At 28.2% G+C, this 25,191-nt stretch carries 28 protein-coding genes; 21 read left to right on the top strand and 7 right to left on the bottom strand.

The window, feature by feature from the left end:
- Positions 1-16 precede the first annotated feature (16 nt).
- Genes AXY43_RS04160 through AXY43_RS04150 form a run of 3 tightly spaced genes read left to right on the top strand, consistent with a single transcriptional unit; the run spans position 17 to position 3,491 of the window.
- Positions 17-973, top strand: a complete 957-nt coding sequence (locus AXY43_RS04160; RefSeq protein WP_105411052.1) for a zinc ribbon domain-containing protein — start codon at positions 17-19, stop codon at positions 971-973.
- 46 nt (positions 974-1,019) lie between these two features.
- Entirely contained in the window at positions 1,020-2,651 is a 1,632-nt protein-coding gene (locus AXY43_RS04155; protein ID WP_105411051.1) for a YARHG domain-containing protein, read from the top strand.
- Positions 2,652-3,491, top strand: a complete 840-nt coding sequence (locus tag AXY43_RS04150; protein ID WP_039773550.1) for an N-acetylmuramoyl-L-alanine amidase family protein — start codon at positions 2,652-2,654, stop codon at positions 3,489-3,491. It abuts the gene before it with no gap.
- 395 nt (positions 3,492-3,886) lie between these two features.
- Here AXY43_RS04150 and AXY43_RS04145 read toward each other — a convergent pair whose 3' ends face one another.
- The 4 genes from AXY43_RS04145 to AXY43_RS04130 all read right to left on the bottom strand — a co-directional run bounded on the left by AXY43_RS04145 (position 3,887) and on the right by AXY43_RS04130 (position 5,570).
- Complete coding sequence (locus tag AXY43_RS04145) at positions 3,887-4,081, bottom strand: hypothetical protein (RefSeq protein WP_105411050.1); 195 nt, start codon at positions 4,079-4,081, stop codon at positions 3,887-3,889.
- A 25-nt stretch (positions 4,082-4,106) separates the two neighbouring features.
- Complete coding sequence (locus AXY43_RS04140; RefSeq protein WP_105411049.1) at positions 4,107-4,394, bottom strand: hypothetical protein; 288 nt, start codon at positions 4,392-4,394, stop codon at positions 4,107-4,109.
- A 62-nt stretch (positions 4,395-4,456) separates the two neighbouring features.
- Entirely contained in the window at positions 4,457-4,900 is a 444-nt protein-coding gene (locus AXY43_RS04135) for an ImmA/IrrE family metallo-endopeptidase (RefSeq protein WP_181246100.1), read from the bottom strand.
- Between the two features lie 157 nt (positions 4,901-5,057).
- The gene (locus tag AXY43_RS04130; protein WP_051144914.1) at positions 5,058-5,570 is read right to left on the bottom strand and encodes a helix-turn-helix domain-containing protein; all 513 of its coding nucleotides are present in this window, start codon (positions 5,568-5,570) and stop codon (positions 5,058-5,060) included.
- A gap of 217 nt (positions 5,571-5,787) precedes the next feature.
- On the opposite strand from AXY43_RS04130, the gene AXY43_RS04125 reads away from it, so the two are divergent.
- The 7 genes from AXY43_RS04125 (at position 5,788) to AXY43_RS04095 (ending at position 11,864) form a co-directional block, all read left to right on the top strand.
- Positions 5,788-6,000 carry a transcriptional regulator gene (locus AXY43_RS04125; protein ID WP_105411047.1) on the top strand — a complete coding sequence of 71 codons (213 nt, stop codon included), beginning with the start codon at positions 5,788-5,790 and terminating at the stop codon, positions 5,998-6,000.
- Between the two features lie 548 nt (positions 6,001-6,548).
- Positions 6,549-7,463 carry a YqaJ viral recombinase family protein gene (locus AXY43_RS04120; RefSeq protein ID WP_105411046.1) on the top strand — a complete coding sequence of 305 codons (915 nt, stop codon included), beginning with the start codon at positions 6,549-6,551 and terminating at the stop codon, positions 7,461-7,463.
- Positions 7,464-7,522: 59 nt separating this feature from the next.
- Positions 7,523-8,293 (top strand): recombinase RecT, encoded by a 771-nt coding sequence (locus tag AXY43_RS04115; protein WP_105411045.1) that lies wholly within the window; start codon positions 7,523-7,525, stop codon positions 8,291-8,293.
- Between the two features lie 77 nt (positions 8,294-8,370).
- The gene (locus AXY43_RS04110) at positions 8,371-9,357 is read left to right on the top strand and encodes a phage replisome organizer N-terminal domain-containing protein (RefSeq protein ID WP_105411044.1); all 987 of its coding nucleotides are present in this window, start codon (positions 8,371-8,373) and stop codon (positions 9,355-9,357) included.
- On the top strand, positions 9,320-10,033 hold the full coding sequence (locus tag AXY43_RS04105) for an ATP-binding protein (protein ID WP_242986231.1): 714 nt from the start codon (positions 9,320-9,322) through the stop codon (positions 10,031-10,033). The genes AXY43_RS04110 and AXY43_RS04105 overlap by 38 nt, the downstream gene beginning before the upstream one ends.
- 810 nt (positions 10,034-10,843) lie before the next feature.
- On the top strand, positions 10,844-11,086 hold the full coding sequence (locus AXY43_RS04100; RefSeq protein WP_077868758.1) for an AbrB/MazE/SpoVT family DNA-binding domain-containing protein: 243 nt from the start codon (positions 10,844-10,846) through the stop codon (positions 11,084-11,086).
- A gap of 25 nt (positions 11,087-11,111) precedes the next feature.
- Positions 11,112-11,864, top strand: coding sequence for a phage antirepressor KilAC domain-containing protein (locus AXY43_RS04095; RefSeq protein ID WP_077868757.1), 753 nt, complete (start codon positions 11,112-11,114; stop codon positions 11,862-11,864).
- Positions 11,865-12,011: 147 nt separating this feature from the next.
- Here the strand turns inward: AXY43_RS04095 and AXY43_RS04090 are convergent, their stop codons facing one another.
- A complete protein-coding gene (locus tag AXY43_RS04090; RefSeq protein WP_105411043.1) occupies positions 12,012-13,271 on the bottom strand; it encodes a helix-turn-helix domain-containing protein in 1,260 nt (419 codons plus the stop codon).
- A gap of 530 nt (positions 13,272-13,801) precedes the next feature.
- On the opposite strand from AXY43_RS04090, the gene AXY43_RS04085 reads away from it, so the two are divergent.
- The 5 genes from AXY43_RS04085 (at position 13,802) to AXY43_RS28385 (ending at position 17,190) form a co-directional block, all read left to right on the top strand.
- A complete protein-coding gene (locus AXY43_RS04085; RefSeq protein WP_105411042.1) occupies positions 13,802-14,821 on the top strand; it encodes a rod shape-determining protein in 1,020 nt (339 codons plus the stop codon).
- A gap of 168 nt (positions 14,822-14,989) precedes the next feature.
- Positions 14,990-16,204 carry a macrolide family glycosyltransferase gene (locus AXY43_RS04080; RefSeq protein ID WP_105411041.1) on the top strand — a complete coding sequence of 405 codons (1,215 nt, stop codon included), beginning with the start codon at positions 14,990-14,992 and terminating at the stop codon, positions 16,202-16,204.
- A gap of 372 nt (positions 16,205-16,576) precedes the next feature.
- Positions 16,577-16,768, top strand: a complete 192-nt coding sequence (locus tag AXY43_RS27550) for a hypothetical protein (protein ID WP_242986233.1) — start codon at positions 16,577-16,579, stop codon at positions 16,766-16,768.
- An 18-nt stretch (positions 16,769-16,786) separates the two neighbouring features.
- On the top strand, positions 16,787-17,065 hold the full coding sequence (locus tag AXY43_RS27545) for a hypothetical protein (RefSeq protein ID WP_242986235.1): 279 nt from the start codon (positions 16,787-16,789) through the stop codon (positions 17,063-17,065).
- Complete coding sequence (locus AXY43_RS28385; RefSeq protein ID WP_278337365.1) at positions 17,056-17,190, top strand: hypothetical protein; 135 nt, start codon at positions 17,056-17,058, stop codon at positions 17,188-17,190. Before AXY43_RS27545 ends, AXY43_RS28385 begins: the two co-directional genes overlap by 10 nt.
- A gap of 130 nt (positions 17,191-17,320) precedes the next feature.
- Here the strand turns inward: AXY43_RS28385 and AXY43_RS04070 are convergent, their stop codons facing one another.
- Complete coding sequence (locus tag AXY43_RS04070; RefSeq protein WP_105411040.1) at positions 17,321-17,539, bottom strand: DUF2922 domain-containing protein; 219 nt, start codon at positions 17,537-17,539, stop codon at positions 17,321-17,323.
- Positions 17,540-17,703: 164 nt separating this feature from the next.
- Positions 17,704-17,928, bottom strand: a complete 225-nt coding sequence (locus AXY43_RS04065) for a DUF1659 domain-containing protein (RefSeq protein ID WP_039773565.1) — start codon at positions 17,926-17,928, stop codon at positions 17,704-17,706.
- Between the two features lie 339 nt (positions 17,929-18,267).
- Between AXY43_RS04065 and AXY43_RS04060 the strand changes: the two genes are divergently transcribed.
- From AXY43_RS04060 to AXY43_RS04040, 6 genes are all read left to right on the top strand, one after another.
- On the top strand, positions 18,268-21,414 hold the full coding sequence (locus AXY43_RS04060) for an HD domain-containing protein (RefSeq protein WP_105411039.1): 3,147 nt from the start codon (positions 18,268-18,270) through the stop codon (positions 21,412-21,414).
- Between the two features lie 136 nt (positions 21,415-21,550).
- On the top strand, positions 21,551-23,047 hold the full coding sequence (locus tag AXY43_RS04055) for an SIR2 family protein (RefSeq protein ID WP_105411038.1): 1,497 nt from the start codon (positions 21,551-21,553) through the stop codon (positions 23,045-23,047).
- A 206-nt stretch (positions 23,048-23,253) separates the two neighbouring features.
- The gene (locus AXY43_RS04050; RefSeq protein WP_105411037.1) at positions 23,254-23,754 is read left to right on the top strand and encodes a DUF3916 domain-containing protein; all 501 of its coding nucleotides are present in this window, start codon (positions 23,254-23,256) and stop codon (positions 23,752-23,754) included.
- Between the two features lie 59 nt (positions 23,755-23,813).
- Positions 23,814-24,143 carry a hypothetical protein gene (locus tag AXY43_RS04045; RefSeq protein WP_105411036.1) on the top strand — a complete coding sequence of 110 codons (330 nt, stop codon included), beginning with the start codon at positions 23,814-23,816 and terminating at the stop codon, positions 24,141-24,143.
- A 192-nt stretch (positions 24,144-24,335) separates the two neighbouring features.
- Complete coding sequence (locus AXY43_RS27540; RefSeq protein ID WP_206608169.1) at positions 24,336-24,491, top strand: hypothetical protein; 156 nt, start codon at positions 24,336-24,338, stop codon at positions 24,489-24,491.
- Positions 24,492-24,608: 117 nt separating this feature from the next.
- Entirely contained in the window at positions 24,609-25,175 is a 567-nt protein-coding gene (locus AXY43_RS04040; RefSeq protein ID WP_105411035.1) for a hypothetical protein, read from the top strand.
- Positions 25,176-25,191: the final 16 nt, after the last annotated feature.

Genomic DNA, 25,191 nt, shown 5'->3' with positions numbered 1-25,191 from the left:
TTCAAGGAGTTAGTTTATGAAATATTGTAAAAAATGTGGAAATGAAGTAAGCGATAATATAAAATTTTGTCCAAAGTGTGGAGAGCTCATTAATTCAAATAATACACCTAATAATATAGTCAATAAAAAAAGGAAGATTGGCTTAAAAATTGCATTAATTAGCGTAATATTGATATTAATATTTTCAGTATCAGCAGGGGTAGCATATATTAAACAAAATGCATCTCATAAAGATGATGCAACTAAAAATATGGAAATATTAAACGTAGATATTGATAAGTACCCTGAAGTAACAGCTTCAATAAAAATTAATAATTATGCAAATAAGATTAATGTTAAAAATATTACAATAAAAGAAAATGATGCGTTTCAGAAAGATTTAAAATTATCTGATGGAGTAAATGATAATGAATATGCAATATCATACAAGACTTCAGACGAATCTACTAGCAGTGAAAAAAATATTAAAATAGCTTGTACATTAGATAATGATGAAGTTACAGCAGAGTATAGTTATACACCACCAGAAAAAAAGCAAACAGTGGATAAAAAATCTAACTCTTCTAATTCAGTTAACACATACGATAATAATGAGATAAAGGTCAAAAACTCAATAGAAGATTATGAAAGTGCATATATAAGAATGATTAACTCAAAGAATATTGACTATATTAAAGGATCAATAGATTTAAGTGGAGGTTTAATAAGTGAGTTTACTTCACTTATTAAAAATTATTCAGAACAGCAAATAGAAGAGGAACTAGTAAGTCATAAGATAGAAGATATAAAAAAAATAAGCAATTCTGAATATCAAGTAACTGTATATGAAAAATATTATATATCATATGGGAAAAATAAAACCTCATCATATACTGATTTTAGAGATACTTATGTGGTTAGATCAACTGCTTCAGATTTTAAAGTATATTCTATAAAAGATGTAGTGCAAATTAGTAGCAAAACAAATCCTTAATATACTTTAAACAATAATTAACACGTAACAATAGAGAGGTGAGAAAATGAAATTTTGTACTAAATGTGGAAATCCAATTGAACCAAACGTTAAGTTTTGCAAAAAATGTGGAAACCCAATTAAAAACTTAGATATAGATAATGAAGATATAAATAAAAGTAAAATTGATTTATCAAAAAAAATAAATAATAATGTAAATAATACTATAGATTTTTCTAAGGAAAATATAAATGAATCTATAACTGAACCTATTATTATACCTGCTAATGAATCATTGCAGAAAAATGAAAATGTTGAGAAAGAAAGAACTATGCATATTAATACTAGAGCAACTGAATACGAAAAATTTGAGCATAACAATGATACAGGTAACAATTCATCAAAAAATGGACATAAGAGAAGTAGAAAACCATTTTTTTCTGGAATGGCACCTAAAATCGCAGCAGCGGTTATATTAATAGTAGCAATTTGCATAGCTGTATTCTTCAATAGAATAGAAGGGGAATACTACATAATTAAAGCTAATGATACATCAATAAGTGCTAATGAAAAATTTCAATATGCTGTTAAGGCTGCAAAGGTATTAAAATCTAATACTACTAAAGACTTATTAAAAGCTAGTATTGTAGAAATTGCTAAGAATGATGTTGAATTAGCAGAAGAAGATTTAAATCAAGTATCAAGCATGATATCACAAGGAGACTATCAAAGTATTGCAATAGGTATAAAGGATAAAAAAATAGACAAGCTTTACAAAGATGGAAAATACCAAGATGCAGTAGCCGAGTTTAGTGAAATAGATAAACTTGGGGGAAACTTTAAAGATAATAAAAATTATGAAGATATTATGTTAAATGTAATTTCAAAAATAACTAATACTCCTCTTGCAAATACAAAAGCCTTACTTATGGAAGATAGGCAAATATGTTTTGATAACTTTGATGATGATCCTTTTGATGAAATAATAGAATTAAAAGGAAATGGAAAATACTCATATAATTCAGGATATAAATTAAATTTATATAAAATAAAAAATGGGCAATATAAATTAGTTGACAGCTTTACAATGGATCATGCATGGAATCAAACAATGCAGGGAGCATATAATTATGCTGATAATAAAAAAGGAGTATTTATCGGCTATTCAAATAATTCAAGCAATTCAGGTACAAGTGTTTTTGGAGTTGATAATGAAAAACTGCAATTAAAGGGAACTGTATTGGGGAACAAAGATACAAAGCCTGATGATGTAGATAATGACGGAATATATGAAATTGTATCAAATAGTACAAGCTTGGTGACATCAAATAACAAGGATAATACGAAATGGTACAAAGTATATGAAGATGGAAGAACTCCGACAGAAGTAAATGCAGGTGGGGGAGAAAAAGCTACCCAGAGTTCAAAATCTTCAAATGACTATATTTTAAAAGATAGCGATAAGACATATTTAATGGAAGATGATCTGAAGAATTTAACGAAGGATCAACTTGGGCTTGCAAGAAATGAAATATTTGCACGTCATGGATATGTATTTACTAATGATGAATATAAAAAATATTTTTCATCAAAAAGCTGGTATGTTCCAAATCCAAATTACGATGGAAGTGATTCTACTTTAAATGAATATGAAATAGCTAATTATAAAGTATTACAAGCATGGGAGCAAAAGAAATAGATGAATAAAATTTTATCAGGAGTTTTATCAATTTTAATATTTATAACTTTGTCTGGATGTAATTCAAATATAGAGAAAAAGGAAGTTAATAATACCCAAGAAGTTGAAAAAAGTGATGCTATAGAAACTGAAAATAAAACAGTGGATAATAGTGATGCACCAAAAGAAGATAATGATTCCTCAAATAATGTGGAAGAGCAAACGGTTGTAAATAAAAAAATAGTAGTCATTGATCCAGGACATTCTTCTAATGGAAATAAGGGAATGGAGAAACAGTCTCCAGATTCTGATGTAATGAAAATAAAAGATCCAGGTGGAGCGGAAGGAATTTCTACAAAAACGCCAGAATATATTGTTGCTATGAGTGTATCTAAAAAATTAAAAACTTTGTTAGAACAACACAATGTTACAGTTATAATGACAAAAACACAAGATTCTGAAAGCCCAGGCAATATTGAAAGGGCAGAGGTTGGAAATAATAACAATGCTGATTTAGCTATAAGAATACACTGTGATTCTGCGGATTCTCAAAGTGCTAGGGGAACATCTATGTTAATTCCAGCTCCAATAGGATATGCAAAAGATATTAGTGCAATAAGTAAAGTATATGGTAAAACAATACTGCAAGATTTAGTTTCTACCGTAGGAATGCCTGATAGAGGTGTAGTTGAGAGATCAGATTTAACTGGATTTAATTGGTCAAAAGTTCCTGTGGTACTAGTTGAAATGGGGTTTATGTCTAATGAAAAAGAGGATCAGCTTTTGAATGAAGACAGTTACCAAGAAAAACTGGCAGAAGGACTTAGCAAGGGTATATTAGAATCATTGCATTCAAATTAAATTTAGAAACTTAATTGAAAATATATAAATGTTTTTGAGGATTAAGAAAATTCCACGAAACATTTATATATTTTCTTTTTATATAAAATAAATTTATACATGCAATATACTGAGAAGGTAATCCACATTTATTTGTTTAATTTTATCATTATAAACATTTAGATCATTATTTAGTTGTTCCAATTCGATTTTAAGTTCTTTTATTTTAGTAATAATGATATCTCCGAGATCTGGATCTAAAGGGGCTTTATTAAGGAGATTATCTATTTGATCTACCGTTCCATTTGAATTTTCACATCTGCTTCCATTGGAATTCTTAAATAGCTACTTTCATTTTATTACCTCATTTTTATCGTAGATGTCTTGAAGTTATACTGGTTAGGGAAAAGCTTAAATTAGTATTTATAGTGACCTATTTCCATGGCTGTATAATATATTTTGCCATAATATTCACTAGGCAATTCATTATTTCTGTATAAAGAATATGCTTCCCTACACAGTTTACTAACACCATCTTTGTTTCCAGTATCTTCATAGGATTTAATCATTTCTTGAATAATTCGATTGCAATATTCTTCTGTATTCTCCATGTTAATCTCCTTGCAAATAATATTATTAATAATGAGTATTTAAATAATTTGCTATTTCTTCAATAAGTTCATTTCCATCTAAATCCAAAGCCATGATTGAGCAGCCAATCATGTGATCCCAAGAAATATTTATTCTTGTATTGTTTATAATAATATCTTGAAATTCTTCAAAGATGGGATTTCCATAAAAATCTGATAATTTAATTTCATACCTTTCTTTAAGGCGTTGTATGATTTTATTTATATATAACTCATCATCAAATAAATCAAAAATATTGAGTTCAGAAGAAGATTTACGAATTCTTCCTATCATTAACTAAACACCTACCTTATATAATATGAGCATAATAAAGAAAATTACATGCATTTAAATTACTAATCAAAATTACAGATGCCTATTCTAAGATCTAATAAATATCTTGAAACGTTTAACTCACGAGCAACTTCGTCTAATGTTTTTCCTATTAATATATCTTTAGATATAAATGGGATTTCAAATAAAGATGAAAATATATCAGCTTCTTTTTCAAATTTATTAACATTGAAGAAAGTCTTTGTTTTTAGATAAGTGCAGTTATATTTTTTATGAAGGATAGCATGTCCTAATTCGTGCTCACATGTTATTCTCTTACACTCAGGAGTAAGATTTTGGTTTATTGTTATAATTCTATTTCTCATCACATATTGATAAATCCCGTTTATTTCAGGATGAAGATCTAGTTCTCTATATGTTATTTTTTCTAATTTACATAATTCATAAACATCTGTAGTGTTATATTTTTTAACTAATTTTGAAAATAATCCCTCGATAAAATGCAAAAAAGTCACCCCCGTAATAGTTACCATAGTAAAGTAGTACAAATACAGAAGGCTTAAAATGCATTCTGTACCTGCTTTGTAATAATTCTAAAGTTATATATGCATAGGAATATCTATAATTTAACCAATATCTTAGATGAAAAAATCTCATTCTTATCTATTTCTTATATTTATTAGGTGAAATGAATTTATTTGCAGCATAGCTGCGTTTTTTTAAAGGTGTATACTTTTTATTTGCAATCTTTGCTTGACGTATTCCAGAAGATAAGGCTTCTATTAAACTTTCAATAGCTTCAGGTGACATCGGATTTCCTGAAAGCATAAGCCCTTCACCATTTAGTAAATCTTCTTTTAATGCTTCAATTCTTTTTGCAATGTCTCTTTCATCTTTCTTAGATAAAACAGTATTAGTTGCATCTGGAATTTCTACAGGTGTTTCGCCATCATTTATATAACCAGCAGCGGCCATAAGGTCAGCATAAGTGACACCATTGTGTGCAACAGAAGCAATTTTTTGTAATGTGCTAGGCGCTGGTGGACAAGAATTTTTATTGTTTATAATTCTTGATAACGTGCTAGAGCTTATTTTGCATTGACTAGCAAAGTTGTTTAAAGAAATATCACCTTGTGCTTCTTTTATTAAACTACTAAGTAATTCGGCATTAAACATATAATCAACTCCTTTAAGTGATAAGTAAGAGTGCAAATTTATTATTAACATCCAACGAACGGATGTGCGTACATATATTATATTAATTTTAAATAATTTATTGCGTAAATGCAATGATAAGTAAAAAAATAGTAAAAAAAGTGTTGCGCTTAAGAAACAGTGGGATTATAATATTGCGTGTAAGGAATATTGCATAAGGAGAATTGGAGGTTAATATATGAATACAACAAAAGAATCAGTTAAAAAATTTGTTAATGAGCAGTTTGATGGTAACTTCAATAAATGTGCTCGGAATCTTGATTTAGCACCAAGTACCATATGGCGAATAGCAAATGGAAATAGTAAAGCAGGAATAAAGGTTATTACAAATATAATTAAGTATTGCGATGATAAAAAAATTAATTACAGAAAGTATATATTTTTAAGTTAACAGCTTATAACTATTAATTATTAAAGATAAAATTACATTAATTTTGATTAAAAGTTTATACTTGTGTTTCATGCTCGTTTTATATAGGAGCGCATTTTGTAAGATGAAAAGTTGCTATTGTGCTATGCACCTTTTCATAGGTGAATCGATCTTAGTTACAGTATAGCTGCTTTTTTATAAGATGAAAAGTTGTTATTGTGCAATGCACCTTTTCATAGGCGAATTGATCTTAGTTACAGTGTAGTTGCTTTTTTTACAAGGTGAAAAATTCCTGATTGTGCTTTGCACTTTTTCAAAAGGTGGAAATGATTTTAGTTGCAGCATAGCTGCTTCTTTTAAAAGGTGAATTGTTCTTGGTTGTGCTACGCACTTTTTTTAAAGTGTTTAATTTTTTAAACCAAGTGTTGCGTGGGACGAACAGATAACTAATTATAGTTATGTACAGTTTTCAAATTTTTAAACATGTAGATAAAAATAAAATCATTAGACTTGATGATTTTAGTGGAAATTAATTTTAATTTAGAGTGTTTCATTGAGAGGTGAAGGGAATGGATAAATTACAATGGCTTAAGGAAAGGCAAAAGGGAATTGGAGGTTCTGATGTTGGAGCTATTATGGGAGTTAACAAATGGAAAAGTCCTTTTGAAGTTTATGTGGACAAGACAGAAGAAATAAGAGAAGTGAAGGAGTCTGGTGAATCATCTTACTTTGGGAATACCTTAGAGGAAGTTGTGGCAAGAGAATTTTCAATAAGGAGTGGCAAGAAGGTAAGGAAGGATAAAAGGCAGTTAGTTCATAAGACTCATGAATTCATGATGGGTAATATTGATAGAAGAATTGTTGGTGAAAATTCGCTGCTGGAATGTACAACGGTGAATGCCTTTAGAGCAAAGGAATGGGATGGTGAAGAAATTCCACCTAGTCACATACTTCAATGTCAGCATTATATGGAGGTCTTGGGTGCTGATACTTGTTATATAGCGGCATTAATAGGTGGACAAAGGTTTGTGTATAAAGAGATTAAACGTGATGAAGAATTAATTTCTATGATAGTTGAAGCTGAAAAAGATTTTTGGCTTAATCATGTTCAAAAAAGAATTCCACCAAAGCTTGATGGAAGTGAAGCTGCTAGTAAATATTTAAGCAAGACTTTTAAGAGTATAGATAAAACTTTAGAAGTTAGCTTGAAGGCAGAATATAAGGACAAGATAAATGAATATTTAAACATAAAAAATCAAATGAAGGTTCTAGATGAATCTCTTAAAGTTATAGAAAACAATCTAAAAAATCAGATTGGAAATGCTGAAAAAGGAATTGTGGAAAAGTTCCAAGTAATTTGGAAGGGAGTAACTTCAAACAGAATAGATAGTAAAGTTTTAAAAGAAAAATATCCTGAGATTTATAAAGAGGTTTGCAAACAGTCTATGAGCAGAAGATTTGAAATTAAGGAGATTTCTAGTTAGTTAATGATAAAACATATTAAGCTAATTATTCATCTAAATAAAGAGAGGGTGTTGTGTTTATGGCAACTAATAGCAGCTTAAAAAATCAATTGATTGAAAAAGAGCAAAGCACAGTAAATGTTCAAGAAACTATATTTAAAAATTTAATAAATAGTGATGAGATAAAGTCAAAGTTTACAGAAGTTTTAAAAGATAAAGCTTTTGAGTATATAAATTCAATAATAAATTTAGTTAAGGAAACTCCTATACCTAATGCCATAGGAGCAAGCGATTCACACCAAAGCGCAGATTTGGGTTCTCTGCTTATTGAATGTGAGCCTAGATCAATAATTGATGCATGTATGATTTCAGCTTCCTTAGATTTATCTATCGATAAAAATTTGGAGTATGTCTGGATTATTCCTTATAAAAAGAAAGCAAGTTTTCAGCTTGGATATAAGGGATATATTCAATTATTACTTAGAACTGGGGAGTATAAAGCCATAAATGTAATTGAAGTTTATGAAGGGCAGCTAAAATCATGGAATCCATTAACTGAAGAATTTGATATAGATGTTTCAGCTAAAAAGTCAAATGCAGTTATAGGGTATGCAGGATATTTTGAGATGGTAAATGGATTTAGAAAATATGTTTATTGGAGCAAAGATAATATGGATACATTTAAGAATAATTCCTTTAAGGGAGATCCAAGATGGAATAATGATTATAAGGCTATGGCTAAAAGAACAGTAATAAGAAATATGCTTTCAAAATGGGGAAGGTTAAGTGATGAAATGCAAAGGGCGTATTTAGAAGACATTAATACAGATAAATTTATTCAGAGAAATTAAATTATTGAGAGGGCTAATGCCCTCATGGAGCTGATTGGAAAGGCTTAAAGTATTTCTTTTAGAGGAGTGTGAGAAACATGTCAGATATTAAATGGATTAAGTTATCTACTAACATGCATGATGATGAAAAGATGAAATTAGTGGATGCAATGCCAGAGAGAGATACTATTCATTATTTATGGATAAGATTACTTATACAAGCTGGCAAAACTAATGCTAATGGACTTATATATCTAAATGAGAATATCCCATATACTGATGAAATGTTATCTACAATATTCTCAAGGCCTCTAGCTTCTATAAGACTTGCACTTAAAGTATTATCAGAATTTCAAATGATCGAGATAGCTGATAATAACGTAATCAGAATAGTGAATTGGGAAAGACACCAAAATGTTGAGGGAATGGACAGAGTTAGAGATCAAAATAGAAAAAGAGTTCAAAACCATAGAGAAAAGAAAAAACAACTTGAAGCTGTAGTTAATGAAAGTGAGGAAACTAGTGTTGAAATTGAAGAACATAGCTGTGCTGAAAGTAAAGAATATAGCATTGAAGTTACAAATGATATGTGTAACATTACAAAAAAATCTTGTAACGTTACAGATGATAAAAGTAACGTTACTGTAACGGTGCAGAATAAGAGAGAGAATAAGAACAAGATTAAGAATGAGAATAATAAAGATAGAGAGATAAAGAAAGAAGATGATATAAATTCTAAATCTATTGAACTTGCTAAGTATTGTGAACTAATAGCTGGAATACCTAATGTTCTTAATTTAGGCGCACTTAAGTTAGCTATAGGGGTGCATGGTCAAGAATATGTAAAGATGGCTATAGATATAGCATTAAAAGCTAATAAACCTAATATGACCTACATTGATGGCATATTGAAAAATTGGAGAAGAGAAGGATATCCAGATGACAAGGAGGTAGAGAAAAATGTCAATAGAAGCTATGGAAAGAATAGTAACCCAGATAAAAACAAATTTGCAGGATTCAAACCAAAGGAACCACGAAGCCTTACTGGTGAGCAGCGAAAAAAAGCTGAAGAAAACCTCATATAAGTGTGATAAATGCTGTGATACTGGGTGGGTACTTATTCCACAAGAAAATAGGCAACCACTTGCAGTTAGCTGTGAGTGTAGAGAAATTGAGAAGGTAAAAAATGAATGGAAGAATTCAGGAATTAATGTTGAAATGACAAAGCATACTTTTGCTAATTTTAAGGTGTGGAATAGAGCATCAGAAAGAGCAAAGGATACATCAGCAGCTTATTGCACTAATTTTGATGAAATTAGAAATAGAAGAAGAAATAGCATTCTACTTTGTGGTCAGGTAGGAAGTGGCAAAACTCATCTCAGTGTTGCCATTGGATTAAATTTGTTAAAGCAGAAGATTAAAGTTGTGTACATGCCTTATAGAGATGTAATTACTAAGATTAAACAAAACATCCTTGACCAAGAATATTATGTTAATACTATCTCAAAGTATAAGCTATGTGAAGTTTTACTTATTGATGATCTCTTTAAGGGCAAGATCAATGAAAGTGATATAAACATAGTCTTTGAAATCATTAATTATAGATATTTAAACTTTCTGCCAATCATAGTAAGCAGTGAATTTAGCATTGAAAGATTACTAAACTTTGATGAAGCTGTTGGCTCAAGAATTTATGAGATGAGTAAGGACTATGTGGTGGAAATTGAGAAAGACATACACAATAACTTTAGATTAAAATAAGTTCAGCACAAAATATATATATCCCACTTTAAAACTAAACTTAAGTGGAAACTTACCGAAATCATAAATATTTTGATTCCGAAAAGCTATGAAAATATCGCTGAAGGTTCTAAGCAGCAGGTTGTATCCACTTTAGCATGCTCCAACTTTCAGTTTGACAAGCTAAAATAGAACAACCTATAGCTAAGAACCTTTAACAGCTCATTTTCAAATGTTTTCTCCACAAATATATTTATGATTTCTAGTGAAGATACGAACTTAAAGTTTTAGCAACTTTGTAAATATGTTTATCTATAATTATAGATTAAGATAAATTCAATACACAACAACTATGGGGTTAAATAGTTCAAAATTTTGACTAGAAATTAAGAAAATTTAAGGAGTGTTTAGATATGGATAAAAAAGCTATTGAGGAAATTATCAATGAAAATATAAAGCTTACTGGAGAGAACATTAAGCTCGGTTATAAGGCACATTCAAAAAAATAATCAGTCCATCTACCAAGCCTATTTCCCATCATGCTACATCAGTAGATTGCCCTAATAGGCCCGCTATGAGACCAATCTACTTCCTTGCCTGATGAAAAATAATCATGGCATTTTGGATTTGTTATTTTCTCTCATGTGCCTGAAAATCTAATTTTAGAAAAGAAAATAAAGATATTAGAAGAAAAGACAAGAGTAATTCAAGGCAAGAAATCATCACAATATATTGTGGTTATGATGGCTTAATAAATATATAAAATTTGAGATATACAAGAAATGATTTAATCATATAAAAGAAAATAATTTTGTAGAGGAGAATGTAAAAATGAAAGCATCAGGAATAGTGAGAAAGCTAGATCCACTTGGAAGGATTGTAATACCAAAAGAAATAAGAAATGTACTAGGAATTAATGATGGAGATTCTATGGAAATAATTAAGGTTGATAATGAGGTAGTTGTTAGGAAATACAGTAAAGGCTGCATCTTTTGTGGAAATGATAAAGGTATTTCAAAATTTAGAGATGCACTTGTCTGTAGTGAGTGCAAAAAGGCGTTAGGTCAAGATTAAATCTATAAAAAGGGGATAAACAAAAATGGAGAGTTTACGAATTTTTAAAGATGAAAGATTTGGAGAAATAAGATGGTTAAAAATTAATAATAAGGATTATGCAGTTGGGATTGATATAGCAAAAGCTTTGGGATATAAAAACCCAAGAGATGCAATTTTAAGGCATTGCAAGGGTGTCGTGAAACACGACATAGGGGTAGTTACTGGAAAGAGGAGAGATGGAACAGATGTTATTCAAAATATAGAAATGAGTGTCATTCCTGAAGGGGATATTTACAGGTTAGCAGCCAAATCAGAATTGCCTGGAGCAGAGAAATTTGAAGCATGGATTTTTGATGAAGTATTGCCTAGCATACGAAAAACAGGAATGTACGCTACAGATGAATTATTAGATAATCCTGATTTACTTATTGCTGCAGCGACTAAGTTAAAAGAAGAGAGAAAAGCAAGGCTGGAAGCCGAAAATAAGGTGAAGATATTAGAGCCTAAAGGACAATTTTATGATGATGTTGCAGGATCTAAAGATAGCATTGAAGTGGGACATGTTGCAAAGGTCCTTGCTATAAGAGGAATGGGAAGAAACAATTTATTCTCACTCTTAAGAGAAAAGAAAGTTTTGGATAAAAACAATATTCCGTATCAACAGTTTGTAGACTTAGGATATTTTAGAGTATTAGAGCAAAAATACACAGTACCTAGTGGTGAAACAAAGATAAACATTAAGACAATGGTATTTCAAAAAGGAATAGAGTTTATAAGAAGAAAAATTGGGGAGTAATAAAATATTGATTGAAATTAAGTGAATATTAAAAATTAGTAATCTGGTACTGTTAATCACTTTGAACTAATAGTATAAAAAATGCTGTTGCATGGTTTGTATTAGACCTACAATAGCATTTTTTATGAGTTTCAGTTTAATTAGCACTTAAGTTATTTTATTCAAATGTCTATATTCTTTTGGAGTAACTCCTGTGAACCTTTTAAAAATGGTTGAAAAGTAGCTTTGAGCTCCAAAATTCAGAAGTGTACATATTTCAGATAAGGAATTATCAGTTAAAATCAATAATTTCTTTGCCTCTTCAATCCGTTCTTTTTGAATATAGTTACTTATTGTCATTCCTACTTCTTTCTTAAACAATCCTGATAGATAATTAGGATTCAAATTAACGGCTTTTGACAATTGTGAAAGTGTAATATCTTCATATATATGGCTGAAAATAAAGTTTTGACATTTAGTTATATATTTTGAATATCGTGGTTTATTTTTAGCAATATAAGACATGTTTGTAAAATCTAAAAACATTTTCAATCTTAAATCTTGAACATCTTGAACGTTTTTTAACTCTTCCATATGTTGTGTATATTGAACACTAAGAGCATAAGCAACTTCAGAATTAACGCCACCATCAATAGCAGCACGATAGGCTATTGTACAAGCATATATAAATTCGTTTTTAAAATGGCGTAAAGGGCTTCGTTTTGATAAAGTTCCCTTTTCTCCACTTGGCGGACTGTACAGGAAATCTAATAGCTTATTTTGGTCACCTTCTTTAATAAGAAGAAACAATAATTGCTCATACTTATAAGGAATATGGAACGTATTATTCTTACGAGTTTCAGATAAAGTTAAGTTCAAAAGATTGTGCATTTGAGGGATGTTATGTTCTAATGTAGAATTTTTTTCCTTTATGGTATCTATATCAAGCTTGGTTTTATATATGGAGTAATATAACACCAAGCTGAAGTTTAATAATGTACTAGTGTTTATCACGGGAAGTTGATTATAGTAATTGAAAAATTTCTTTTTATATGTAATTGGAAGGTTAAAATCAGAAATTAATTCGTCAATAGTTTCTAATGTAAGATTAGATGATAAAGATGGACCTACTATGAAGGTACCTATAAAGCTTTTATAGTCTTTTATTGAGATATAAAAAAAAGTTTCATAGAAGCTATTAATTTTTAAAATAGGAAAATTATAAATCTCATTATTCTCAATTAAACTATTGAATACATCGGTCTTACATGGAAATACAGGATTATGTACAAATCTTTCTGCGGATTCAAATAAAACATCTCCATTTTTGTCTAAGAAATGAATAGGTAACATGAAAGTTTTAGACATTATGTCACATACAAATTGTATATCTTCTTTTTCTAGAATATTTTCTAATTTATTAGTCATAATTAACTCCTTAGAATCATTAACAAACCTAAATAAAGTTGTTTTTCATAATAGATTAAAGATTATTGGCATGTTAAGTGAGAAAAATTTTAAATTAAGCTTGAATACCTTTAATTAACAATAGCTACAAAGGGAAGCTAAATATAATAATTATATAATATAAATAATAAAAAGTATGAAAAAAACTAAAAAAATATGAAAAAAATATAAAAGAAATTTGTTGAAAAATTATAAAATAGAAACGCTGAAATTAGCTTATATCCATATAAGAAATAAATTTAAATGAGAATTATTATAAGCATAGTAGATTATTGAACAAGTAATATTCTTGTATTTACAATTAAATCTTGCAAGGTTTAATTTTTATAGATTCATTTCAAAGCTATTGTGATATTAGAGTCACTCACAGACTTAAGTAATGCAATAAGTTATTAGCTATAGATATGCTCTACTATAGTATTACTGGAAAAAAACATTAGATATAAGTTTAAAAGAAAAAGACATCTTGTAAATTTGAAAGGAGACCATATATGGGTTTGTTTAGAATATCAAAAGATATAGGAATAGATTTAGGAACGGCAAATACTTTAGTTTATTTAAAGGGAAAAGGTATAGTTTTAAGAGAGCCTTCAGTTGTCGCAATTAACAGTGGTACAAAGAAGGTTCTAGCAGTTGGGGAAGAAGCAAAAAAAATGATAGGTAGAACGCCTGGAAATATAGTTGTTATTAGACCTTTAAAAGATGGTGTGATTTCAGATTTTGATGTAACTCAAACCATGATAAAAATGTTTATTCAAAAAATAATAAATAAAAGTGCCTTTGTATCTCCAAGGATAATTGCATGTTACCCATCTGGAGTCACAGAAGTAGAGAAAATGGCAATAGACGATGCTACTAAGCAGGCTGGAGCAAGAGAAGTTGTTTTGATGGAAGAAGCCATGGCTGCTGCAATTGGAGCGGGACTTCCAGTAGATGAGCCAAAGGGAAGTATGATAGTTGATATAGGCGGTGGTACTACTGAGGTTGCGGTAATATCTATAGATGGAATAGTTACAAGTAATTCTTTAAGAATAGCAGGTGATGAAATGGACCAAGCAATTATTAGCTATATCAAAAAAGAATGTGATCTATTTATTGGAGAAAGGACTGCTGAGGCTATTAAGATGACCTTAGGTTCAGCGTTCAAAACTGCTGATCGAGAAAAGAGTATGGAGATAAAGGGTAGAGATTTGATATCAGGTCTTCCTAAAACTATTTCTGTAACAGAAACACAAATTATAGAGGCTTTGGCAGAACCAGTGGAAGCTATTATAAGTACTATCAAAAGAACAGTGGAGAAGACTCCGCCTGAATTATTATCAGATATAATGGAAAACGGAATAATGCTTGCTGGTGGTGGAGCATTATTAGATGGACTGGACATTCTAATTAGCAATGTTACTCATATGCCAGTACACATAAATGAATTCCCATTAGATTGTGTTGCACTAGGTATTGGTAAGTCGTTGGAATTCTTCGAAAAAATTAGTGAAAGAAGAATGGATAAGTAAAGTACTTTAAGAATAAATTGAGTTTAACTATTGAAGATCTAAACTTAATACCGAGGAATTTACATTTAATGTGTGGATTTGGACGTTTAGAGAAAATGCTATTTAATTACTATGAGTATTATGAGAATATGTAAGTGTAAATATAAAGAATGGAAGTGAAGTTGATTTATGTCAAAAGTACTTTTTTTAAGTATACCTGCGCATGGACATATAAATCCTACATTGGGATTAGTAAATGAATTAGTAAAACAAGGAGAAGAAATTACATATTTCTGCTCAGAAGATTTTAAAGAAAAAATTGAAAAAACAGGTGCCAAATTTAAAAGTTATAGAGTGGAATTGAGCCTTTTTAAAAGAAAACATAAGACTTCTAATGATATGGGGCCAGATAAACTTCTTGATTATATAAATGAAACGCTTAAATCAAGTGATAGAATTATAAAAGATATTTTAAATCAAATTGAAGGCAAAAAATTCGATTATATTATGTATACGGCCATGTTCCCTTTTGGAAATATCATTGCTCAAATACTGAAAATACATTCAGTTTCTTCATTTGCAGTGTTTGCAACTCCTAAAGAATTAAGGGTGCAACACAAAGAATTAATGAATGGAAATTTAATAAAAAATCATCCAGTTATAGAGACTTATAAAAAAGTTTCAAGACAATTAAAAGAAGAATTTAATGTGGAAATGTCCCATAATATCTTTGATTTATTTTTTAATAAGGGTGATATAAATATTGCATATACCTCTAAATATTTTGTTGCACATCCAGAATATTATGATGATAGCTTTAAATTTATAGGTCCACCAATCTATGATAGAAAAGAAAATTTAGATTTTCCTTTTGAAAAATTAAAGGGAAAGAAAGTTGTTTATATTTCACTAGGTACAGTGTTTAATAATACTGACAGCAATCTATATGATATATTCTTTAAAACATTTGGTAATACTGATGAAGTTGTTGTAATGTCAGCATATAATATAGACTTATCTAAATTTGATATACCTAATAACTTTATTGTAAGAAATTATGTTCCTCAATCAGAGGTTTTAAAGTATACTAATGTAGCAATAACTCATGCTGGGATGAATAGTACTAGTGACTTATTGTATAACAATGTGCCTTTTGTAGCAATACCTATAGGTGCGGATCAACCATATATGGCAAAAAGAGCTGAAGAATTAGGTGCAACTATTTCTCTTGATAAGGATAATATTAATCCAGAAATTTTAAGGGAATCTGTTGAGAAAGTTTTAACTGATCCAAGTTATCTTGAAAATATGAGAAAAATAAGTGATTCTTTTAAAGAATCCGGTGGTTATAAGAAAGCAGTTGAAGAAATTTTCAAATTAAAACAAGAAAAAATATATGAATAACATTTGTTAATACTAATGCATGAAAAAATAAAAGCTGTAATAAATGTAGATTAGGCAAAAATACTTAGCCTACCTTTTATTTTTTACAAAAAAAATAGAGATAGCGAAAAATATTAGGAGAATAATGATTAGCTATCTCTATATTTATTAAGAATAGGAAACGTATTTTAACTATTGACACGATTTTAATATTCTATACATTAATTATAAGAAAATAACAAAGCGATAATATAAATCGCAAAAAGTCCATTTTTTCGTAATTAGTATAATTTAAATTTAATACTAAGGTCAAAGAGAAATAAACAATATATGTTATAATTGATTTATAATGGTAAGACGTGATGAGCTAGTATAGTTAAGGAGAATTATAATATGTATAAAGAAGGAACTGAATCATGGAAGATAGTAGTATCTAGTGATATGGCATTAAACTTTGCTCTTTTTACTGGTTGCCTATATGGATTAATAGATATTGATAATATAGAAGGTGAAAATAGGTTATGGCCTTCAAAGTATTTTAGTAACAAATGTCATAAACAATTACCTTTGTTAAAAGAACAATGAAGCGAATGGCTTAATAATATGATTAAAGGTAGAGGGGAAAAGGTTATTTCAAAACAAAGATTTGACCATTGGGATAATATGTTTAATCCACCTGACTTTTCAGATTTTCCATACTATGAATTAAAGGAATGTTGTAAAAATGCATGGCGACCTTTTATAGAATGGTGGGAAATGGTTGGTGGAGGTAGAATGCTCTTTCCTATTTTGAAGGATTTGGCAATGAAAGAATTAATGAATATATTAATGAATTTGAAAATAAAGTTCAAGGGAAAGTTAAGCCATTTAATTTGTATATAGATTTAGTATATACAGGAACATCCAAAATTATAGAAGCAAACAATGAATATATCGTTATGATTCCAGTTAGGCCTATATATTTTGATAAAGATTGGTGGATGAGTAAATTACAACAGATAGGTTAGAACAAATAAGGAAAATGTATATGGGTTACTAGTAAGTGATTCAGGTTCCAAGGTAAAATAAAACATATTCAATAGAAAATAGAAGCTCTCCATATCAAAGAATGGGAAGCTTCTATAATTTTACCTAAAACTAAGCTACTTCATATTTAGTAACTTGTCTTTGAGTAACCTGAGCACCGGATTTCTTAACTAGATCGCCAGCCTTAGTTTTAAAAACATTTTTTGAAATTATAGTGTCCATAAGTGCGTTAACTTCATCTTTTGTAAGAGTAGTTTTAACACCAGAAACACTTAAAGTGCTTTTTTCACCAGCAGAAGTTAAAAAAGTCATAGCTAAAGTATAGTCCATTTAATTTCCCCCCAATCTTTAAGTAGAGAACCCGAATCTATGATTCGGTGTGAATCAGTTAAGCAGGCATCCAAATCGTGATTTGATTATGATCGCTTACTCTGTGAGTATCCAGCGAACGAATGTGAGTCGAGTTTCCTACAATATTGTTTAAGAATAAGATCCTAAGCATTTGCTAAACTAGAAGATTCATTAATAAAGTAATCTCTAGTGTTAGCTTCTAATACACCTTTAATTGCATCAGCAATAGCATAGACATTTTCAGGTGTAGCATCTGTTTTTATACCTGAGAAAGTTTTCTTGGTATAAATTGGATCGCCGGCCTTGTCTAGAGCTTTTTGAACTTCAATACTTAGAGAAACAGAGTCAATAGTTTTAGTTACAGCCATGTTTCATTACCTCCTTTACTTTTTTTTCATAAAGGATATATGGATAAATTTCAGTTATTACATAAGTAGATGAAAATTATTTAAATGAAGAATTAGAGAAAATATATATTAGCAATATGAGTTAGAAAGAAATATTTAAGAGATTTATAATTTGTTAGTATAAACAAATTTTACTATATTTATCCTTTATTAAACTAGATAATTATTCCATGTATGAAAAAAATAGATTATAATGGGTTATATAGTCTTATAGATAATGATATTGTATTCTTATATAATGTTTATAATTATCAATTGAAAATTAATAGTTGTAATTAACTTATAGTGAGGTTTTGAAATATGACACTGGAAGAACATTTGAAAAAATCTTCATTTGAAAATGAAGATAATAAAGAATTATATGAAATTTGGATAGAGTTAAAAAGGGAAATAACTAGAACATTAGAGAATGTTTCAGTTTATTTTCCGCATTTTAGTTTACATAATGCAACTCACTCTAAAACGATTTGTACACAAATTGAGCGATTGTTAGGAGAGGAAAGAATTGAAAAATTAAGTATTTCAGATACGTGGATGTTATTAATGTCATTTTATTGTCATGACTTGGGAATGGCGTTGCAACATGAGCAAGTATATAATTATTTTAAAAGTCCTAAATATAAAGAAGAATTGATAAATATATCTATTAATGATAAAGGTGAATTGAAAAATATTGCAAAAAGATTACTTAATTTTGAGGGAAAATATTCAGAGGACAAAGAAAAAGCGTATGACAGTTCTATAGAAATATATAATGATATTATAATTATTATACAAAATCATTTCAGAAGTGGACATGCTAATAGAAGTGCAGCATTTATTAAGGATAAACTCGTAAAAAATACGCAATTTGAAAGAAGTATTGGCATTCGATTTGTAGAGGTACTAAGTGAAATATGTAAATTACATCAAGAGGATAGTAGGAATATAAAGAGATTACCGTATAAAACAAATGGAATAGTTAATGATTATATGCATCCAAGATTTATAGCATCAATGTTATGCTTAGGGGATTTATTAGATCTAGATACTGATAGATATAATGAGTATTTATTAGAAACAGTTACGCCGTTATCAAAGGGCTCTGCACTGCATTTGAAAAAACATAAATCAATAAAACATTTTTTAGTTGAAGAGGATGGCATAGAAATAATATCAGATACCAATGATATTAAAGTATATAGGATAATGAGAGAATGGGTTAAATGGATTGATGAGATAATAGAATTTGTATCTATGGAATGGAGTGAATTAGTACCTAAAAATTTTGGAATGGCTCCAAGAATAAAAAGAAAAGATTTATTGATAAATGGAAGTAAAAAATGGGTAGAATTTTCAGAATTAAAATTTACGATTAAAACTAATAGAGCCATCGAATTATTGCAGGGTGCTAATATATATAAGGATAAATTTGCATGTTTACGGGAAATTGTGCAAAATTCTATTGATGCTACATTAATTCAGTTTTGGAAGGAAAATCATTATGAATCAAGTGATGTCTTTAATAATGATATGAAACCTTATGATGATAAATTAAAGAAGATACTAGATTATAAAATTGATGGAAAAATATACATTAATGAAAAGAATGAAGCAGTAATTGAGATAAGAGATTATGGGACTGGAATAAATAATAATGATTTATTATGTTTTAAAGAAATAGGAAATAAAATTAATCATAGGAAAAAAGAAATAATTAAAACAATGCCAGAATGGTTAAAGCCATCAGGAGCATTTGGATTAGGATTACAATCTATATTTTTAATAACAAATAGTTTTGAAATTATTACTAAAGCAGATAATGAATTACCTAAAAAAATTATATTAGAAAATGGAAGTGATGGCGACGGATATATTATTGTAGAAGATTACAATAAGTATTTTAAGCGTGGAACAAAAATAATAATAAAAATAGATTCGGATAAAATTGATATTAATGATTTAGGGTGTTCCAATTATCATTATAAAACTATACCCAAGGCTGAATTAATTATTCCAGTACTTGAAGGAAAGTTTGATAATATACGAAGAGAAAGAGCAGCACCTGCCTTTAGGGCTAGAAATCAAATCAATGATTATATTCCAGTAGAAATAGTGTCAGAAAAAGAAAATGGAAAACGAGAAAAAATTATGGAATATAAAAGTATATTTAATGAATATTTTCTTGATTTGAAAGAAGGTAGTTTTGGAGATACATATGGAAATATTAAATTTGAATTTTATGATGAAGAAACAATGAGTATCTGCAAAATTTCTATTTTAGAACCTAGAATTAAAAATGAAAATTTTGGTGAAGATGACTATAGTTTTAATAAATATTGTCAATCTGTATTTTTCAAAAATAAATTTGTAACGACAGAAGTAATTGGGCATAAATACAGAGGAGAATATGATGTATATAAATTTATTGATTTTTCAATTAATATTTTAGGTAAGGATGCTGAAAAAACATTAACTATAAATAGAAATAGTATTAAAGAAAGTTATAGGCGAGAATTTAATAGATTAGTTAACATATGCGTAAAAAATACATTAAAAAAATTAATTGATAAACTATTAGATAACAACTCTGAAACAGAAGAAATTAAATGTGTTATTATAAAAATATATATGATAGCAAACCATTATTCCTATAGGGTGAAAGATGTTGAAAATAAATATGGAAATATATTAAAAGAGTTTAAGTTTAATAATTATTTTAATATAAATGAAGAAGAGAAAATTTATAATTTTAATGAATTAAAAGAAAATAATATTTATTTTATCATAGAAAAATTAGAGAGTGATACTATTCAAGAATTTAACAATGAAATAATTAAGTTAGATGCCTTTGAAAATTATTGTGTAACTTTAAAAAATAAGAATTATGAAAAACATATTTTAGCACACAGAATAGATGAAATACTTCTTGGAGAAATAAAAGGTAATTACTATATATGTGCAAAATCAAAAGCATTTCATATAACTAAGAGACAGAATCATTTTAAGAAAAACGAATTAATTATACTATATGATTTAATTTTAGCAATAATTTTTAATCATAGGTGTATGCAATCAAATTATGAATATAAATGCATTGCAACGCCAAGTATAAATAAAAGTGATGAAAATGTTATAGAACTTCCATTTTCAGATCAAATAAGAACTGATTTAAGAGAGTTTCTTAATAGAAAAAAGGTGATTGATAAAGATGAATTGTTGAAAAGCGTATTTACAGATTCACCATATAAAACAAATTTAAAATTTATTTCTGAATATAATAATAATTTAACTTTAGAAGAAATTGATAAAAATTATAATAAATTTATTGTTAAAATTATTGAAATGTTATTAGAGGATAAATATAGTCAATACGTAAATTTTATCTTTAATCATATAACTAGAGAGGCCAATAACTCAAATACTATTTTGGTATATATAATAAACTTCATGAAAATAAATATATAGTATTTAATGATTGTGAAGAATGAGACACGATATTATTTAAATAGTTATTACGCTAGTAATGAGTATGTATATAATGGAAAAATTAAAAGTTTTTTGAACTTAATAATGAATTATAAAAAGGAAGAGTGGCACTAATATGGATAATACTAATAAAAACATGATTAATAATAGGAATTTGATCAATAATGGATATTATTTTGAATCATTAGTTTTGAATGCTATTGATAAAAAGCTAGAAGAAGAAAATAAATTACTTTTAAATAAATATGTTAAAGTTGATAATTTCTATGAGTTTGATGCAATTATACCGGAAGGAATTGATGGATTAGAAGGACAAACTGTAGTAGATGTTAAGCTATATAGAGATAAAAGAAATTATTTTCTTTCAATTAAAAAAATTTCAGAAAGGTTAAAAAGAGGATTAGAATACCATGTATCACCTGTCAAAAGTATATTGTTTATATTTGGAAGTACATTTACAGGGAAAGAAAAGACGGATTTAGAAAAAAGATTTGCAGAGATAATAAACTATCCTATAAAAGTATGGGGGTTAGATGAATTATGTAAAATTGATGATAAGTTTAATTACTTAAAAGATGGTGACTTTTCTAAAATTGCTGAATTTGTAGTAAATGATGTAGTTGCTGGTGCATTGAATAAGAATAATGATAGTTGGAAAAAGATAAGAGATGACAGGATAAACCAACTTAAAGAAATTTATAAAAGAGATGAATTAGTTCTATTTTTAGGGGCAGGAGTATCTAAGGATGCGGGGATAAGTGATTGGAATGATTTAATATCTGATTTATTAATACTTATGATAAAAAATACTTTAGAAAAAAAAGATATTAAAGTAAGTCAACAAGAAACTGATTTCCTTTTAAGTAAGATGAAAGAAATAAATGATGCATCTCCATTATTGCAAGCCGCTTTTATCAAGGCTGCATTAGGAGAGTCATTTGAAGAAAATATATCTAATTTACTTTATAAAAATATCAACAATAATAATGGTACTTCGCAACTATTAAGTAGCATTTCTAAGTTATGTGTACCTAAAAGAAATGGTGTTGGAGTTCAAGCAGTTGTTACATATAATTTTGATGATTTGTTAGAGGATAATTTTAATAAATATCATATTGAGTATAATTCGTTATATAGTGAATTTGAGTATACAACGTCAGATAAATTAGGAATTTATCATGTACATGGATTTTTACCTCGTAATCCAGATAAATATGAACAACTATCTGAAGGATTATTGGTGTTTTCAGAAGAAGGATATCATAGTTTATATAATGATCCCTACTCATGGGCAAATATAACTCAATTAAATTTTTTAAGAGAGAATACTACATTAATGATTGGACTATCATTAACGGACCCTAACTTAAGACGGCTTTTATCAATAAGTAATAGAAAAAATAAGTTGAAGAAACATTATGCGATTATGAAAAAAGATGATATCAAGACTTCTTCTGATGGTATTGAAATAAAAAATGATATTCTTAAGTCATTTAATATTATAAATAATGATTTGCAGGAAAAGTTCTTCGAACAGTTAGGAATAAATATAATATGGATAGAAAGCTATGAGGAGATACCAAGCATAATAGAGAGTATTAGAACTGTATAATAAATATTACATAATAGATTAATTGGAACAAATTTTAATTTATCATTAGGCTAATACTACGAATCTGAGATTGAGGTGGATAAATACAATTTGTTCTTTGAGAATTGAGCAGTATGATATTTTAAAAATATGTTGAATTGAAAGATAATTATTGTAATTTATCAAAGTATCAAGAACTAGAGTATTGATGTCAGGAGAAGTAAAACATGTCTATGGAACGAAAGAAGCAAAGATGGTATAAAAGAGAAGTGAAACGTGTAATAAGAACAATTGATAATTTTTATTCAGTATTTAATCCTCTGGCTAATAAGCCATTTAGCGATGAATATTTTAAAATTTATGCAAATTTATTTTTCAAACCAAAAGGAAAAGATAGAAGAGAAATTTTTGAGCGTCTGGTAAGAAAAACAGAGGGAATTTTAACTAGCAAACCTGAAGATATAGGATTTTGCAAAATAATATTAGTAGTTTATGAAGAAAATCTTGCACATTCACAAATTTTAATTTTTTATGAAAATAGTTGTTATAATACATTTTGGGATAGAAAGGATATTAAATATCAAAAATGGTCAAGGATTAGCAAAGGGTCTCTAATCGCAGGGCTTAATGTGATGACAAATTTAGCTGAAGCTGGTTATTTAGAAGAGGTATCAGATGAATTAGGTTATAGAAAACAGAGAATTTGGTTTTATGGAGATGTAATATAGTATATTGATAACCAATATAACTTTTCATAATAAATATCAGTATTTAAAGGGGTTATAAAATGGATAAAGATAAGTATAGGATTATTAAAATTAGTAAAGAAGCATTATTTGAATTCATATATGAAAAATTTATTGAAAATCAAGAAGAGTATTTAGATGTTAATGCCTTAGAGGTAATGAATAGTTTTGAAATAGATTTTCAAAATGGGAATTTTATTTTTACTGCACATAAAAGTGAAGATGAAAATGGAAATATAACGCCATTTCCTAAAGAAATAGATTTGGCAAAGCTTATGGATAAAATGAAAGATACAACTTCTACAATGTTTAGTAAAAATAGATATGTTGAATTATCATTAAAAGAGGTTATTGATATACAGGAGAGATAAATTGCAGTTTGTAGGTGAAGACCACTATCAAATTACACTTATTAAGAGGAGGAGCTGTTAAAATGATTGTTGATTAGAAAAATTGAATGGAATCGTGTATATAAAGCTGTTGAAGAACAAAAGAAGATTAAAGGATATTCAGATGAAAACAGACAGTTATAAAATGAATATCGTAAAAATACATATTTAAGAGTGTATGATTTATGTGACAGTGATAGTTTGGCTGCTTATATATCAGATGATTTTGGTTTGGTATGTGATAGTGAATTAGTTGGATATACAGATAGTTGGTTGCAAGTATTAATAAAAACTTATGCCACTTCAAAAATTCCATGTGGTAACATATAATTTATAATTCGAATTTAAAATTATTTCAAGAATAGTATTTTGACGGTTCAATAGAAATGCTAATTTAAAATTAAGAAAGATAGATAGTAATTAGTAGGGGAGATTTTGGAGGTTATAATGAGTTTAGATTGTGATAGTTTTTTGTGTGAAAATGGTACAACTGGTTTTTTAGGAGGAATAATTTCGGCAGCTTCAGATGAATTTAATTCACAAATGTATAATTTGGGGATTAGATATGAAGATTTTGAAGTGGATATTTTTTATATAGGGGAGAATAATGAAATTACATTTGAAGATGCCATAAAGAAAAGAATGAATAATTCTTGGTATGGTGCGAGTTCTAAAGGTGATACAACTGATATAAATAAATTAGTAGATTCAACACACTTTAAATTTGAAAAGACTTGTGAGAAAAAATTATTAGAGACTATTATTAAAATGTATAAATATGATGAAATTGTTAATTTAAATAAAATTAACGTTCTGGCAAAAGAAATTGAGACTACTATTGAATATTATCTTCATAAACCTAAGGCAATATATGATTTACCATTTGCTAATAATAGCAAAATTTATGAAGTTAATTCTATTATTAGCAGATGTTACACATATATAATTTTCAATGTAATGCTTGTTGAATATGATAGATATATCTTACTTTTAGTAAGAGGAAGTAACGAGTAGAAATATTACAAATTCG

It is taken from the genome of Clostridium sp. MF28, from assembly GCF_002969175.1.
Lineage (GTDB): Bacteria > Bacillota > Clostridia > Clostridiales > Clostridiaceae > Clostridium > Clostridium beijerinckii.
The sequence above is the reverse complement of the archived record's forward strand: the minus strand, read 5'-3'. Positions and strand labels throughout refer to the sequence as shown.